This is a genomic window from Chitinophaga sp. (assembly GCF_019236475.1).
In the GTDB taxonomy this organism is placed as follows: domain Bacteria; phylum Bacteroidota; class Bacteroidia; order Chitinophagales; family Chitinophagaceae; genus Chitinophaga.
Genome location: NZ_JAFAIX010000012.1, coordinates 1,236,400 through 1,250,343 on the forward strand (window position 1 = coordinate 1,236,400; position 13,944 = coordinate 1,250,343).

General features: G+C 44.8%; 10 protein-coding genes. 5 read left to right on the forward strand and 5 right to left on the reverse strand.

The features are described from left to right. Window positions 1–96: 96 nt before the first annotated feature. The gene (locus JO154_RS21310) at window positions 97–1,767 is read right to left on the reverse strand and encodes a glutamine--tRNA ligase/YqeY domain fusion protein (protein ID WP_291949292.1); all 1,671 of its coding nucleotides are present in this window, start codon (window positions 1,765–1,767) and stop codon (window positions 97–99) included. Window positions 1,768–1,852: 85 nt separating this feature from the next. On the opposite strand from JO154_RS21310, the gene JO154_RS21315 reads away from it, so the two are divergent. From JO154_RS21315 to JO154_RS21335, 5 genes are all read left to right on the forward strand, one after another. Then, on the forward strand, window positions 1,853–2,272 hold the full coding sequence (locus JO154_RS21315; RefSeq protein ID WP_291949294.1) for a cobalamin B12-binding domain-containing protein: 420 nt from the start codon (window positions 1,853–1,855) through the stop codon (window positions 2,270–2,272). A gap of 85 nt (window positions 2,273–2,357) precedes the next feature. Beyond that, window positions 2,358–3,200: a hypothetical protein gene (locus tag JO154_RS21320; protein ID WP_291949296.1), complete on the forward strand. Its 843-nt coding sequence runs from the start codon at window positions 2,358–2,360 to the stop codon at window positions 3,198–3,200. Between the two features lie 270 nt (window positions 3,201–3,470). Beyond that, window positions 3,471–4,247 carry an enoyl-CoA hydratase-related protein gene (locus tag JO154_RS21325; RefSeq protein ID WP_291949298.1) on the forward strand — a complete coding sequence of 259 codons (777 nt, stop codon included), beginning with the start codon at window positions 3,471–3,473 and terminating at the stop codon, window positions 4,245–4,247. 40 nt (window positions 4,248–4,287) lie between these two features. Further along, window positions 4,288–5,688 (forward strand): class II fumarate hydratase, encoded by a 1,401-nt coding sequence (gene fumC, locus JO154_RS21330; protein ID WP_291949300.1) that lies wholly within the window; start codon window positions 4,288–4,290, stop codon window positions 5,686–5,688. Window positions 5,689–5,866: 178 nt separating this feature from the next. After that, entirely contained in the window at window positions 5,867–6,859 is a 993-nt protein-coding gene (locus JO154_RS21335; RefSeq protein WP_291949302.1) for a 2-hydroxyacid dehydrogenase, read from the forward strand. A 63-nt stretch (window positions 6,860–6,922) separates the two neighbouring features. On the opposite strand, the gene JO154_RS21340 is transcribed toward JO154_RS21335, so the two are convergent. The 4 genes from JO154_RS21340 to JO154_RS21355 all read right to left on the reverse strand — a co-directional run bounded on the left by JO154_RS21340 (window position 6,923) and on the right by JO154_RS21355 (window position 13,937). Then, window positions 6,923–9,790, reverse strand: coding sequence for a TonB-dependent receptor (locus JO154_RS21340; protein ID WP_291949303.1), 2,868 nt, complete (start codon window positions 9,788–9,790; stop codon window positions 6,923–6,925). Between the two features lie 387 nt (window positions 9,791–10,177). After that, window positions 10,178–10,633, reverse strand: a complete 456-nt coding sequence (locus JO154_RS21345; RefSeq protein ID WP_291949304.1) for a TlpA disulfide reductase family protein — start codon at window positions 10,631–10,633, stop codon at window positions 10,178–10,180. An 80-nt stretch (window positions 10,634–10,713) separates the two neighbouring features. Then, complete coding sequence (locus JO154_RS21350; protein WP_291949305.1) at window positions 10,714–11,370, reverse strand: lipoprotein signal peptidase; 657 nt, start codon at window positions 11,368–11,370, stop codon at window positions 10,714–10,716. Window positions 11,371–11,450: 80 nt separating this feature from the next. Continuing rightward, complete coding sequence (locus JO154_RS21355) at window positions 11,451–13,937, reverse strand: bifunctional UDP-N-acetylmuramoyl-tripeptide:D-alanyl-D-alanine ligase/alanine racemase (protein ID WP_291949307.1); 2,487 nt, start codon at window positions 13,935–13,937, stop codon at window positions 11,451–11,453. Window positions 13,938–13,944: the final 7 nt, after the last annotated feature.

A 13,944-nucleotide genomic window follows, 5' to 3' on the forward strand; every position in this document is an offset into this window, starting at 1 on the left:
GGGCAGGGACGACGAAAAAGACATAAAAAAAGGAATTGACTCGACGTCAATTCCTTTTTTTATGTCTTATCCAGCGAATACCGGATATTAATCTGATTATTTGCCTTTGGCAGTTTCCTTAGCCCAAGCGTCTTTCAGGGTAACAGTCCTGTTAAAGACCATCTTTTCAGGGGTAGTGTCCGGATCTACACTGAAATAACCCTTACGCATAAACTGGAATCTGTCTCCAGGTTTTGCCTGCAACAGTCCTGGTTCTACATAAGCTGTAGATATTACTTGTAGGGATTCCTTGTTGATAAAGGATTTGAAGTCTCCTTCTTCCATACCAGGATTCTCTACGGTAAACAGACGGTCGTACATCCTAACTTCTGCAGTGGCAGCATGTGCTGCGCTCACCCAGTGAATAGTACCTTTTACCGTCAAACCGCTGTGATCTCCGCCGCTTTTGCTTTCTGGCAGATAGGTGGCATAAATGGTGGTGATATTACCATCTGCATCTTTATCCACACTTTCTCCTTTGATGATGTAAGCATTTTTCAGACGTACCATCATACCTGGGCCCAGACGGAAGTATTTCTTAGGAGGATTCTCCATGAAGTCTTCCCGCTCAATGTACAAGGTATTGCTGAAAGGCAGCTTACGGGAACCGGAATTCGGATCTTCTGGGTTGTTTTCCGCTTCCAGTTCTTCCACCTGTCCTTCAGGATAGTTGGTAATCACCAGTTTCACCGGATCCAGAACAGCCATCGCACGGTTAGCAGTTCTATTCAGCTCCTCGCGGATGCAGAATTCGAGCAGACTATATTCAATAACGTTATCACGTTTCTGTACACCTACGCGCTCACAGAGGTTACGGATGCTGGCTGCAGTATAACCACGGCGGCGTAAACCACTGATCGTTGGCATACGTGGATCATCCCAACCGTTTACAAAACCTTCTTCTACCAGTTGTTTCAGCTTACGCTTACTCATCACGGTGTAATTCAGGTTCAGACGGGCAAATTCATATTGCTGACTTGGGAAGATGGCCAGTTCTTGAATAAACCAGTTGTACAGTGGGCGGTGAGGAATGAATTCCAGCGTACAGATGGAATGAGTAATATTTTCAATGCTATCACTCTGACCATGAGCGAAATCGTACATCGGATAGATGCACCATTTGTCGCCAGTGCGGTGGTGATGCGCATGTTTAATACGATACATCAGCGGGTCGCGCATGTGCATGTTCGGAGCGGCCATATCAATTTTGGCTCTCAGGGTTTTTTCCCCGTCTTTGAATTCTCCTTTACGCATACGCTCGAACAGGTCCAGGTTTTCGGCTACAGAACGGCTTCTGCAAGGGCTGTTGGTACCTGGAGTGGTAGGTGTGCCTTTCATTGCTGCAATTTCCTCTGCGGTGGCATCTTCCACATACGCCAGTCCTTTTTTGATCAACTCCACGGCATATTGGTACAGTTGCTCAAAATAATCGGAGGCATACAGTTCTTTTTCCCATTCAAATCCTAGCCAGCGTATATCTTCTTTGATAGACTCCACGTACTCAGTATCTTCTGTTACTGGATTGGTATCATCGAAACGAAGGTTGGTTTTGCCATTGTATTGCTGGGCCAGACCAAAGTTCAAAACGATTGACTTGGCATGACCTATATGCAGGTAGCCATTAGGTTCCGGAGGGAAACGCGTCAGCACGCGACCCCCTGTCTTACCACTGGCAAGATCTTCTTCTACTATCTGTTCTAAAAAATTGAGTGACCTTTCTTCGCTCATATGAATATAAATGTATCTGCAAATGTAAGGAATAGTGGTTAGGTTTAGCGATTCCTTACCTTTAGGACCTTAATTGAAATTAGGTATGGTCAACCCTCTCAATCGTCCCGTTCGTGTTCTGGTAGCTAAAGTCGGCCTGGATGGCCATGACAGAGGCGCTAAGGTGATTGCAGCCGCACTGCGGGATGCCGGTATGGAAGTTATTTACACGGGTCTCCGTCAAACGCCTGAAATGGTGGTAAATGCCGCCCTCCAGGAAGATGTGGACGCCATCGGGGTAAGTATCCTTTCCGGTGCACATATGACAGTATTTCCACGTTTAATCGCCCTGATGAAAGAAAATAAAATGAACGACGTACTCCTCACCGGCGGTGGCATCATCCCCGAAGAGGATAGTAAAGCACTGCAGGAAATGGGCGTAGGACAACTGTTCCCTCCAGGTACCAATACCCAAGATATCGCTGCCTATATCACCAATTGGGTGGCCTCTCACAGAAATTTCTAGAAATTTATCTTGTAGCCGTAACATTTTGATTGTCGGGTCGTCTTCTGTTAAATTCCATCAGTTACCTAAATAGAACCGCCATTTTATGACAATCAAATCATTATCTGTACTGCTGCTGCTCATGATCGCAGCCACTACAAGTACCTTTGCCCAGGAAAAAGATTCTGTGGAAACAGGAAGCCATGCCCAAGACAGTACTTACAGAGGTGTCAAAGGTCCATTGTTGACCATCGCCTTCGGTAAGTATCCAAAATATCGTAAAGGCGTATATCGCACAAACGGCGGTGATTTGGGCCTGTTATCATTCGCACAGGTAACCAACAACGGAGAACATGTTAGAAACATTCCACGCTTTACCTACTTCTTTAACTTCGGGACCAATTTCAATAAGGATTTCGGCCGAAACTTCGGGATCTTCACAGGAATTAATATCAAAAATATTGGTCTGATTACCAAGCCTACTGATTCGCTGAAACTGAAACAGCGTGTATACACCATCGGTGTACCCCTTGGTTTCAAATTCGGAGACCTGCACAGAGGAACCTTCTTTTTCTTTGCTGGCGCGGAATGCGACCTGGCCTTTCACTACAAAGAAAAAGTATTTATCGATGGCAAAAAGGAATCTAAATTCAGCGAATGGTTTAGCGATCGTACGCCGCTGCTAATGCCTTCTGTATTCGCCGGGATGAGGTTTTCCCCTTCATTCGGCCTGAAAGTACAGTACTACCCACAAAATTTCTTTAACCAGGATTTCAAAACGAAAGATAAATCCGGAAATGCGGTTTATCCTCAGCAAAACCTGGATGCAAAACTGGTGTTCGCAACCCTCAGTTATAACTTCAACAGCCATGTGTACAAGGCGGCACACAAGAAATCCAATTATGTGCGCTTTAAAAACGGCAACGCGAAAGTGGAAATCGAATACTAATCGTTATTGCACTTCGCAAGGGACTCAAAAATTAAATGAAAGCGGAAAACTACTGTCTGCTGTCCCTGTCCAGTGGGCAATCAATGAAGGCAAAACTTAGCTGTCTGTTGTCCCTGCCCGCAGGGCAGGGACAACAAAAAAAACAAAAAAAATGACTGGACGTCGCAGACGTCCAGTCATTTTTTTTGATACCCCCTCAATAAAGAGAGCGAATACACATAGCCCCGACGCGAAAATTGCTTAATATTGGATACACTAAAACTACGGTTCATGTATCAGACATTAACGACACAACTGGAAAATAATACGCTCATTATTACCATCAACAGGCCGGATAAGATGAATGCCCTCAATCAAACGGTGATGGCAGAACTGGCACTGGCCATTGATGAAGTGTACAGCAATAAAGAAATTAAAAGCGCCGTCATCACCGGCTCCGGTGAAAAAGCCTTTGTGGCAGGCGCCGATATCTCAGAATTCCTGAAATTATCAACGAAAGAAGGAGAAGAATTGGCAAAAAAAGGCCATGTCATCTTTCATCGTATAGAAAAATGTCCTAAACCAATCATTGCGGCTGTCAACGGATTTGCCCTCGGCGGTGGATGCGAACTGGCTATGGCCTGCCATTTCAGAATCGCCAGCGAAAACGCCAAATTCGGACAACCAGAAGTAAACTTGGGTCTCATCCCAGGATATGGCGGTACCCAACGCCTTACCCAATTGGTAGGTAGAGGTAAAGCTATAGAATTGATGATGACAGGGGATATGATTGCTGCCGCAGACGCGCAGGCCTGGGGCCTCGTTAACCATGTGGTGCCACTGGCGGAACTCCTCCCTAAAGCGAAAGCCCTCTTACAGAAAATCCATACTAAAGCCCCATTGGCCATTGCCGGGGTGATAAAATGCGTAAACGCTGCCTTAGATAAGGATCAGGACGGTTTTGAAGTGGAAATTAAAGAATTCGCTGCCAGCTTCGCTACAAAAGACCTCCACGAAGGTGCTTCCGCATTTTTGGAGAAAAGACAAGCGAATTTCAAAGGTGAATAAACCGTAATTAGCTACTTTTGTAGCCTTAAAAGTTTACGCTATGGAATTCAGAATAGAGAAAGACACAATGGGCGAGGTGAAAGTGCCTGCAACCGCTTACTATGGCGCTCAGACTCAGCGCTCCATTGAAAATTTCAAGATTGCTCAGGACATCAACAAGATGCCTAAAGAAATCATCAAGGCTTTTGCATACCTGAAAAAAGCTGCCGCCCTGACCAACTTCCAGGCTGGCGTGCTCCCGCAGGAAAAAAGCGACATGATTGGCCGTGTTTGTGACGAAATCCTCGAAGGTAAACTGGATAACGAATTCCCACTGGTAGTTTGGCAAACAGGCTCCGGTACCCAGTCCAACATGAACGTGAACGAGGTGGTGGCTTATCGTGGTCACGTATTACACGGTGGTCAACTGACTGATAAAGAGAAATTCCTCCATCCAAACGATGATGTGAATAAATCCCAGTCTTCCAACGATACCTTCCCTACCGCTATGCACATCGCTGCATATAAAATCCTGGTAGAAACCACCATCCCTGGTATCAAAAAACTGCGCGATACCCTCGCTCAGAAAGCAGAAGCTTTCAAACATATCGTGAAAATCGGCCGTACGCACTTCATGGACGCTACTCCGCTCACCCTGGGTCAGGAAATCAGCGGCTATGTTTCCCAACTGGATCACGGTCTGAAAGCGATCAACCACACCCTGGAACACCTCAGCGAACTCGCACTGGGTGGTACTGCGGTAGGTACTGGTATCAATACTCCTAAAGGATACGCTGAAAATGTAGCGAAAAACATCGCCCAACTCACTGGCTTGCCTTTCGTTACTGCTGAAAATAAATTCGAAGCCCTGGCTGCACACGATGCCATCGTTGAAACACACGGTGCTCTGAAAACCGTTGCGGTTAGCCTGATGAAAATCGCTAACGATATCCGTATGCTCAGCTCCGGCCCACGCGCAGGTATCGGCGAAATCCACATCCCAGACAACGAACCAGGTTCTTCTATTATGCCAGGTAAAGTGAACCCTACCCAGTGCGAAGCCCTGACAATGATCGCTGCACAAGTACTCGGTAATGATGTTACTATCAACATCGGCGGCGCTACCGGTCACTTCGAACTGAACGTGTTCAAACCTGTAATGATTTACAACTTCCTCCACTCTGCACGCCTCATCGGGGATGGCTGCGTAAGCTTCAACGACAAATGTGCGGAAGGTATTGAGCCTATCGAAGCCAATATCAAAAAACATGTGGAAAACTCCCTCATGCTGGTTACTGCGCTGAACACCAAAATCGGCTACTACAAAGCGGCTGAAATCGCGCAGAAAGCCCACAAAGAAGGAACTACCTTGAAAGAAATGGCAGTGAAACTGGGTTATGTAACCCCTGCTGAATTCGATGAGTGGGTAGTACCTGGTCACATGGTGGGTGATATCAAATAAGGATTAAAATTATCTGCATACGGAAGGATAATTTGCCCAAAGAAATGACGGTAAATCTCTCTTGCCTGTCGTTCCTGCCCAGCAAGCAGGAACGACGAAAAAAAAAGAAAAGGATCGACGTCGCAGACGTCGATCCTTTTCTTTTTTGTAACTTAGTATATATCAATACCTAACGGATATGAATATACTTTTTTTCAGCGCCCAACCCTACGATAAGACCTATTTTACCAAGGCCAACGTGTCTCACCAATACAACCTCCGCTTCTTGGATTATCCCCTCAATGCCGATAATACCGCGCTTGTAAAACCAGGAGAAACCGTTGTCTGCGCCTTTGTAAACGATAAACTGGACGCTACCGTTTTAACCCAACTGAAAGAACGTGGAGTGGAACTAATCGCCCTGCGCGCTGCTGGATTCAATAACGTAGACCTGAAAACCGCAGCAGCACTGAATATCCCGGTAGTGCGTGTGCCTGCCTATTCGCCACATGCAGTAGCAGAACATGCGGTAGCATTGCTGATGGCGGTTAACCGTAAAATCTGTAAAGCGTATAACCGTGTACGGGAGAGCAACTTTACACTCAATGGCCTGGAAGGCTTTGATATCTTTGGAAAAACAGTGGGTGTAATCGGTACGGGAAATATCGGGTCAGTATTTTGTAAAATCATGCTGGGCTTCGGTTGCCGCGTGCTAGCAAACGACCTCTATCCCAACGAATCACTCCAACAAGCAGGTGTACAATACGTGGATGTGGATACTATCCTCCAAGAATCGGATATCATCTCCCTCCATTGCCCACTCACACCGGAAACAAAGCATCTCATCAATGAAAAAACAATCGCCTCCTCCAAAAAAGGAGTGGTGATTATCAATACGAGTCGCGGTGGCCTGATCGATACCAAAGCAGTAGTGGAAGCGCTGAAAAACGGACATATAGGCGCATTGGGAATAGACGTCTATGAACAGGAAGAACATCTTTTCTTCCAAGATTTATCCGGGGTAATCATCCAGGATGATGTGTGGGCGCGACTCACCACTTTCCCTAATGTGCTCATCACTTCTCACCAAGGCTTCTTCACGCACGAAGCGCTGACGCAGATTGCAGAAACCACTTTGAATAATATCGCGAAATTCGCCAATAAAGAACCACTCACCAATCAAGTTATTTAAAGCATCAGGCCGGACGAATTACTTGCCCGGCCTGATCTTTATAAACAACTATTGGCAAAATGATTACGACTTCTTCTTAAACACATCGTCGAAAGTAATACTGAAATAGTACAATCCACGGATGGTAGGACCTCCCACATACTGGAAATAACTGGAGTTAAATATGTTGGAAGCTCCCAGCTTAAAGGCTGTTTTAATTTTAGGCACCCGATAAGTTACCTGTGCATCTACGGTGCTGTAAGCAGGAACATCGCCGTTTCCAAAGAGATTCTGCCAGTAGAAATTATCCTGCCAATGCCATACCACATTGAATCCCAAGTTTGGCAAAACATTCCGATTACCGAAACTGATATTGGTAAACCATTCCGGCGTATTGAAACCCGGTATCAACGCATCATCTTTGGTTTTATCCTGCGCCAGTTTGTTATAGTTGGCATTCGCTGAAACTGTGAAAGATTTATAAATGTCATAAGTGACAGCTACGGCAAAACCATAGTTATTCACAGTGGATTTACTGTTCGTCCATACACGGTAACGGTTTTGCAAACTCTTATCCAGCATCTGATTCAAGACCGACTGATCCGGGTTATGCACATTGCCGCTGCTAGGCACCACTGCTTCAATTTGCCCAATGAAATGTTTGTAGGAAGAGTAATACCCGTCTACATCCACAAATAATTTATTGTCGAGCAACACGGCCTTGTAACCACCTTCAAAAGAATGAATTTCTTCTGGTACAATCGGATCGAGGTTCGCTATTTTGAGTATGCCTGCATTCTTTGCAGCCGCTACATCTTTAGTCACATGTTCTGCGTTGATGGTTTTATTCACAGCTATCCCGAACGCATCTACGCTGCTAGTCAGGAAGGAATTTTCGAAATAGCCGAGACCTTGCTCAATGAAGGGCAATCCGCCTACACGCCTTACCTGGCCGTTATTTACGAAAGAATAGGCTTCGAACAGGGAAGGAAATCTAAAGCCATTCTGCCAGCTCAGTCGGAAGTTATGTTTGTCTTTAATACTGTAGACGGCCGCTACACGGGGATTCACTTTGCCTTCGAATTGTTCGTTCTTATCATAACGCAGGGAAGCGGTCAGCTTCAATGCATCATGGAAGAAGGTTTTGGCGCCTTGCACAAATCCGCCTGCCTTACCATACCAGATATGTTTGCCGCCAGGTTGATTACGTTTATCAGCAGGCAAGGAGAAATCCACAAAGTTATTACCATCCGGAATGATCTCATAAGTTCTATAATCCGCGCCCACCAACAGATCCATGAAATGCACGTATTTACGCAGATTCCAAGTGCCTTCCGTATGGTAGAACCGACTCATTTGCAATAATGCTGCGCCACCAGTAGTATTATTCGGATTTTTGGAAGTAGGGTAAATATCCCAATCGTTTACACTCTTGATTTTCGCTACTTGTGCATCAAATGCTGCCGTACCTGGCGTAAACCGACCTGCGTCTGCGGCCGCTCTGGCAGCTTGATGCGCTGCTACGAGGTCGGAATTGTTGGTCAAGGCCTGATTCAAAGCTTTAGTATAATCTGCCAACCATACTTTATCCGATTTGAAGGATTTCTCCAAGTTATCCGCCAACGGGTTCATATTGTAAGAATCCCCTGTATTTTCAATAGATACATAAGAACGAACCGTAAAGTCAGGATGAATCAACTCAATTTTATGGTTCTGGACTTCTACCCCTTTCAAGCCAATACGGTTACCACGTTGGAAGAAACCATCCATATTGCCATAACGATAAGCATAGGACAATTCCAGTTTATGCGGTAAGCGGAAATTAAAACTAACATCCGCTTTGGTGTTCCTTACCTTGTAATCTCCGGCTAAGTCTTTTTCCCAATATCCAGTCCTGTGCACATTATAAGCACGGCCATCTTTGTCGATCACCTGCAAATTGGCATTATCCCCATATTTATTCCAGGCGTCGTTCGCGATATTGTTGACGCCACTCAACTGTGGAAAATCAGGATTGGCTTTGGTTTGTGGGTTAAAGTCGGTTTTGTTGTCGGCATACCAGTCGGTGCCTTCCATGTAGCTGAAATTAATTTTCCAGGCAAACCATTTCGCATAAGATTGTGCATAACGTATAGCCGTTTCCGTGATCGGCTTCGGGCTGCTGCCATTACCGTCGAAGTGATTGAATGCAATTTTCTGGTATACGCTCACCCCCTGGTAGGTGAATGGATTTTTTGTAGTGAGATTCGACATACCATTGATGGCATTCATTCCATAGAGCGCCGAAGAGGCGCCAGGCGTCACTTCCACACTGCTGATATCCAACTCCGTTGGGCCAATGGCATTTCCCAGTGGCACACCTAAGGTGGCGGCCTGGTTATCCACACCATCTACCAACTGCATGAATCTAAAGTTATTCGGTACGTTGAAACCTCTCGTATTGAAGACTTTAAACGTCAATCCAGCAGTGGTCATCTGTACGCCTTTGAGGTTGCCCAATGCATCGTAAAAAGAGGAAGAAGGCGTTTCTTTCAAAGCTCGGATATCCAGTTTTTCAATGGCTACCGGTGAGCGTAATAACTTTTCTTGTTGGCGGGAGGCGGATACCACTACTTCATTGACAAGCAGGGATTGCGTATACAACTGGATGGCCAGCTTACTGTTGCTGTTCTTCACTTCAAATTCCTGCGGCTGATAGCCAATCAGTCGGATCACCAGCTTAAATGGGAATTTGGTATTGGTCGTCAACGAGAAATGTCCAGTGGTATCAGTAGCAGCACCAAAGGAAGTGCCCTGAATTTGTACAGATGCGCCAGGGAGACCCGTGCCATGGTCGTCCACAATTTTTCCCTCGATTATATAAGACCCGTTCAATTGGGCCTGCACCAGGGAAGGGCTCAATACCAGCGCTATCAGCAGGTATTTAACCAATATTGGTAAAAACTTTTGCATAGTTGTTTGCGAATTAGATTGTTGAATAGGGGAATTACCAGAAAGCCGTTGCTGAGAATCAACATCGTGCTGCTGCCAGAATAATGCTATGATCGATTTTTAAAACCATATAGTCTATAGAATTGGTAGACAAATGTAGATCAGGAAATTTTCATTTCAAAACGAAATAGCATATAAATTTTTAATACATTGACTGTCAATGTATTAAAAATAGAAATCTGGGCCGACTAAAAAATCTTTTCAGTACGATCGCTATACCTGCGGTAGCAACCGGGCGAAGCCCGGAACTCCGCAAGTTGACATCGAAGATGTCAACTTCATTGCCCAATAATGGTAATGATTGTTGTCTGCGATATTTGGGAATAGCTGACTTTCAGCAGTGAGGAATTAGATTTGATCCAGGATGCGAAGGAGTTCTGATTCTGTATTTACATCATTATTGTAGATAATCTTGCCTTTAGGATCGATGAGAAACAGCGTAGGAATATAGCTGATACCATAGGCAGATGGGATATTCTGGCGGTCATAGATATGTATCCAATTCATGCCTTTACTATGAACAGTTCGCTGGCATTGCGCTTTGGTATGATCCAGGCTAACGGAAATAATTTCCAGTTTATCAACAGGGTATTTCTTGCGGATATCTTTGAGGAAAGGAATTTTGGCCATGCAAGGCGGGCACCAAGTAGCCCAGAAGTCGAGCAGTACATACTTTCCTTTGAATGCATTCAGTTCTACCTTTTGGCCGTTGAGGTCTGTTGCAGAGAAATTCGGCGCTTGTTGCGCAAATACATGCAGGGTGAGCAAGCAGGTACTAATAAAGATGACGGCCAATTTTTTCATTGTATGCTAATTAGATCCCGAAAATAAAAAACCCGGGGGAATTTCAGTTCCACCGGGTTCTTCTTTTTATAGAAATAATATTATGCGAGATGATCGTTGGTAATCGCGTTATTCGCAGGCGTCTTTGGCTGCATATGTCTACCGAAGAAGCGTTTCTGGAATAATAATATAGTGACAACGCCAACAGAAATAGCTGCATCTGCCACATTAAACACCGGTCTGAAGAACACGAAATAATCGCCGCCTTTGAATGGTATCCACTTCGGCAGATAACCTTCATAAATAGGGAAATACAGCATATCCACTACACGGCCGTGTAGGAAACTACCATATCCGCCCCCTGGAGGCATGAATTGAGCGATTTCATAACCCATGCTGTCATTGAATATCATACCATAGAACATACTGTCTATCAGGTTGCCGGCAGCACCCGCAAGGATCAGGGAACCGCAGATCAACAGCCCTCTGCTGTATTTTTCCTTAACCAGTTTGTTCATATAGAAGAAGCCAAAGCCTACTGCTATCAGTCGGAATAAGGTCAGGAAAATTTTCCCGAAGTCGCCACCAAATTTGAGCCCATATGCCATTCCCTCATTTTCAATGAAATGAATGCGGAACCAGTTGGGGAAAATGACGTATTCCTGCTGCATGAACATGTGTGTCTTAATCCAGAACTTCAAAGACTGGTCAACAACCAGGATGAGTAAGACAATAATGATGACGTGACGATACTTCAAGTGACATTAAAATTTTATCAAAAATAATGGTTTATTTCAAAGAAGGAAACCCAACCATGGATAAACCTATCGCAAGATCCCTATTCCTGGAAATATACCCTTTTTACTCGCTGTGAAATTCCTGTTAATATTTCATAGGGAATGGTGTCTGCCCATTCTGCTAACTGCTGTACTGGCAGATCCTGGCCAAAAACGATTACTTCATCCCCTTCAGCGGCCTCCGGAATATGCGTTACATCGAGCATGCACATATCCATGGCTACTACGCCTATAACAGGCGCAAGCTTGCCCCGGATAAGCATTTTCCCTTTGCTGTGACCGAATCTCCTAACATATCCATCCGCATAACCAATGCGAACAGTGGCCGTTACTGACGGACTTTTAGCCTCCCAACGACGGCCATAGCCCACTGTTTCCCCATCTTCCAGCTCTTTCAACTGAGATATAGTGGTTTTCAAGGTGCTAACATTCCGCAGTTGTGCTTGAATATCCTTCGCACTGTCGATACCATACATACCAATCCCTAATCTTACCATGTCGAATTGTAAATCAGGATGACGGGTAATGGCTGCACTATTAGACAAATGACGAATAACGGTATAACCCAGTGATTTCTGCAGTTCATGGCTCATTTCATAGAACAGGCGCCCCTGTTGCTGTGTAAACTCATCTTCTGCCGGATCTTCACTGGCGGCGAGGTGACTGAAAACGGACTGTACTTTCAGCAATGAGCCGGAAGTCAGTACTTTTATCAGTTCAGGAATATCTTTTTTCACAAATCCCAGTCGGTGCATACCGGTATCCAGCTTGATATGTACAGGGAAATTGGATTTGCCCGCTAAGTTCACTTCTTCCATGAACTGCATAAGAATGCCCATGGAATAGATTTCAGGCTCCAAATTCCAGTGCAAAATAGCATCAAAGCTGGCTGGCTCAGGGTTCATCACCATAATAGGCATGGTAATCCCCGAACGACGCAGTTCCACCCCTTCATCGGCATATGCTACCGCCAAGTAATCCACTCCATGGAATTGAAGCAGGTTGGCGATTTCAAAACTACCGCTGCCATAGGAAAATGCTTTCACCATGGCCATCAGTTTAGTATGTGGCTTTAAGAGCGACTGGTAATATTTTACGTTTTGGGAAATCGCAGTGAGATTGATTTCCAGTATTGTCTGATGGGCTTTCTGCTCCAGGAGTTTACCAATACGCTCGAATTGAAACACCCTGGAACCTTTTACCAGTATTGTTTCGAATTGGAAGTCGTCTCCATTAAACTGCTGTATATACTCATCTGTAGTGTTAAAGAAATGAGACTTTAACCCTTCTATCTGCTGGAAGCTTTTCTTCTCCCTGCTGATATTCTTACCAATAGCGATCAGTTTATTGATTCCATTCTGGCGCAGCAGGTCAGCCACTTCCTCATATAGGGTAGCATCGCTTTTCCCACTTTGCAGGATATCACTTAGAATAACGGTGCGTACCTGGTGTTGCTGTTGTTGCTGCAAGAAATCCAGTGCAATGGTAAGTGACCCCAGGTCTAAGTTATAGCTGTCGTTGATAACGGAACAGTTGTTAATACCTTGTTTCAATTCCAGGCGCATAGCAATATTGCTCAACAGGTCCATGCGCTGTTGAATCACTTCCTGTTCCTTGCCCAGATAGATCATGAGTGCCCAGCAGTGAATGGCATTCTCCACAGATCCTTCATCTGTAAAAGGAATACGGATATGCAGGGTTTCACCTTTGTAGGTGGCCTCAATATTGGTATGATGATCTTGTTTTTCTGTGTTGATAATGCGGAGGTCTGCATCCGTTTTCCTAGACCAGGAAAAGAGTTCAGGGCCTTCTTGCATTTGATTATGGAAAGACAACACACACTCGTTCAGCACCAGGTAATCTTTGCAGTAAATGAGAATATCACTCTTCATGAAGAGAATCAACTTCTCATTAATTTTCTGCCGAATATTAAGGAATCCTTCGCTGTGTGCCTCTCCTATATTGGTAAAGATGCCGATGGTAGGGCGTATGATTTTCTCTAGGTTCACCATTTCTCCCGGCTGGGAAATACCGGCTTCAAAGATGGCTAGTTGGTTTTCGGGTTGTATCTGCCATACAGACAATGGCACTCCGATCTGAGAATTGTAGCTTTTGGGACTACGTACAATGTTGTAATCTTTTTCCAGTAATTGAAATAACCACTCTTTTACAATAGTCTTTCCGTTACTTCCTGTAATCCCTATAACAGGGATGTTAAACTGGTGCCGGTGCCATGCTACCAGCATATGTAGTGCATGCAGGGTATCTTTAACCAGTATAAAGTTGGCTTTGGGATATTTCTCCAGTGGCACGTTTTCACTGATGATAAAATTGCTGACACCTTTTCGGTATAGCTCATCAATGTACTGATGAGCATTGCGTCTGGCACTCACCAATGGGATGAATATGGAAGTTTCGGGAAAGATCAGCTTACGGCTGTCCAGTAAGATATGATCAATTTCTGAAAATCCTGTTTCCTGCAACAACTCTCCTTTCAGAACTTTGTTGATACTCGCTGCGTTATACACGTTTTTA

Coding starts and splice junctions, on each gene's coding strand:
- JO154_RS21310 (WP_291949292.1), bottom strand. CDS start 1,767: ATGAGCGAAGAAAGGTCACTCAATTTTTTAGAACAGATAGTAGAAGAA.
- JO154_RS21315 (WP_291949294.1), top strand. CDS start 1,853: ATGGTCAACCCTCTCAATCGTCCCGTTCGTGTTCTGGTAGCTAAAGTC.
- JO154_RS21320 (WP_291949296.1), top strand. CDS start 2,358: ATGACAATCAAATCATTATCTGTACTGCTGCTGCTCATGATCGCAGCC.
- JO154_RS21325 (WP_291949298.1), top strand. CDS start 3,471: ATGTATCAGACATTAACGACACAACTGGAAAATAATACGCTCATTATT.
- fumC (WP_291949300.1), top strand. CDS start 4,288: ATGGAATTCAGAATAGAGAAAGACACAATGGGCGAGGTGAAAGTGCCT.
- JO154_RS21335 (WP_291949302.1), top strand. CDS start 5,867: ATGAATATACTTTTTTTCAGCGCCCAACCCTACGATAAGACCTATTTT.
- JO154_RS21340 (WP_291949303.1), bottom strand. CDS start 9,790: ATGCAAAAGTTTTTACCAATATTGGTTAAATACCTGCTGATAGCGCTG.
- JO154_RS21345 (WP_291949304.1), bottom strand. CDS start 10,633: ATGAAAAAATTGGCCGTCATCTTTATTAGTACCTGCTTGCTCACCCTG.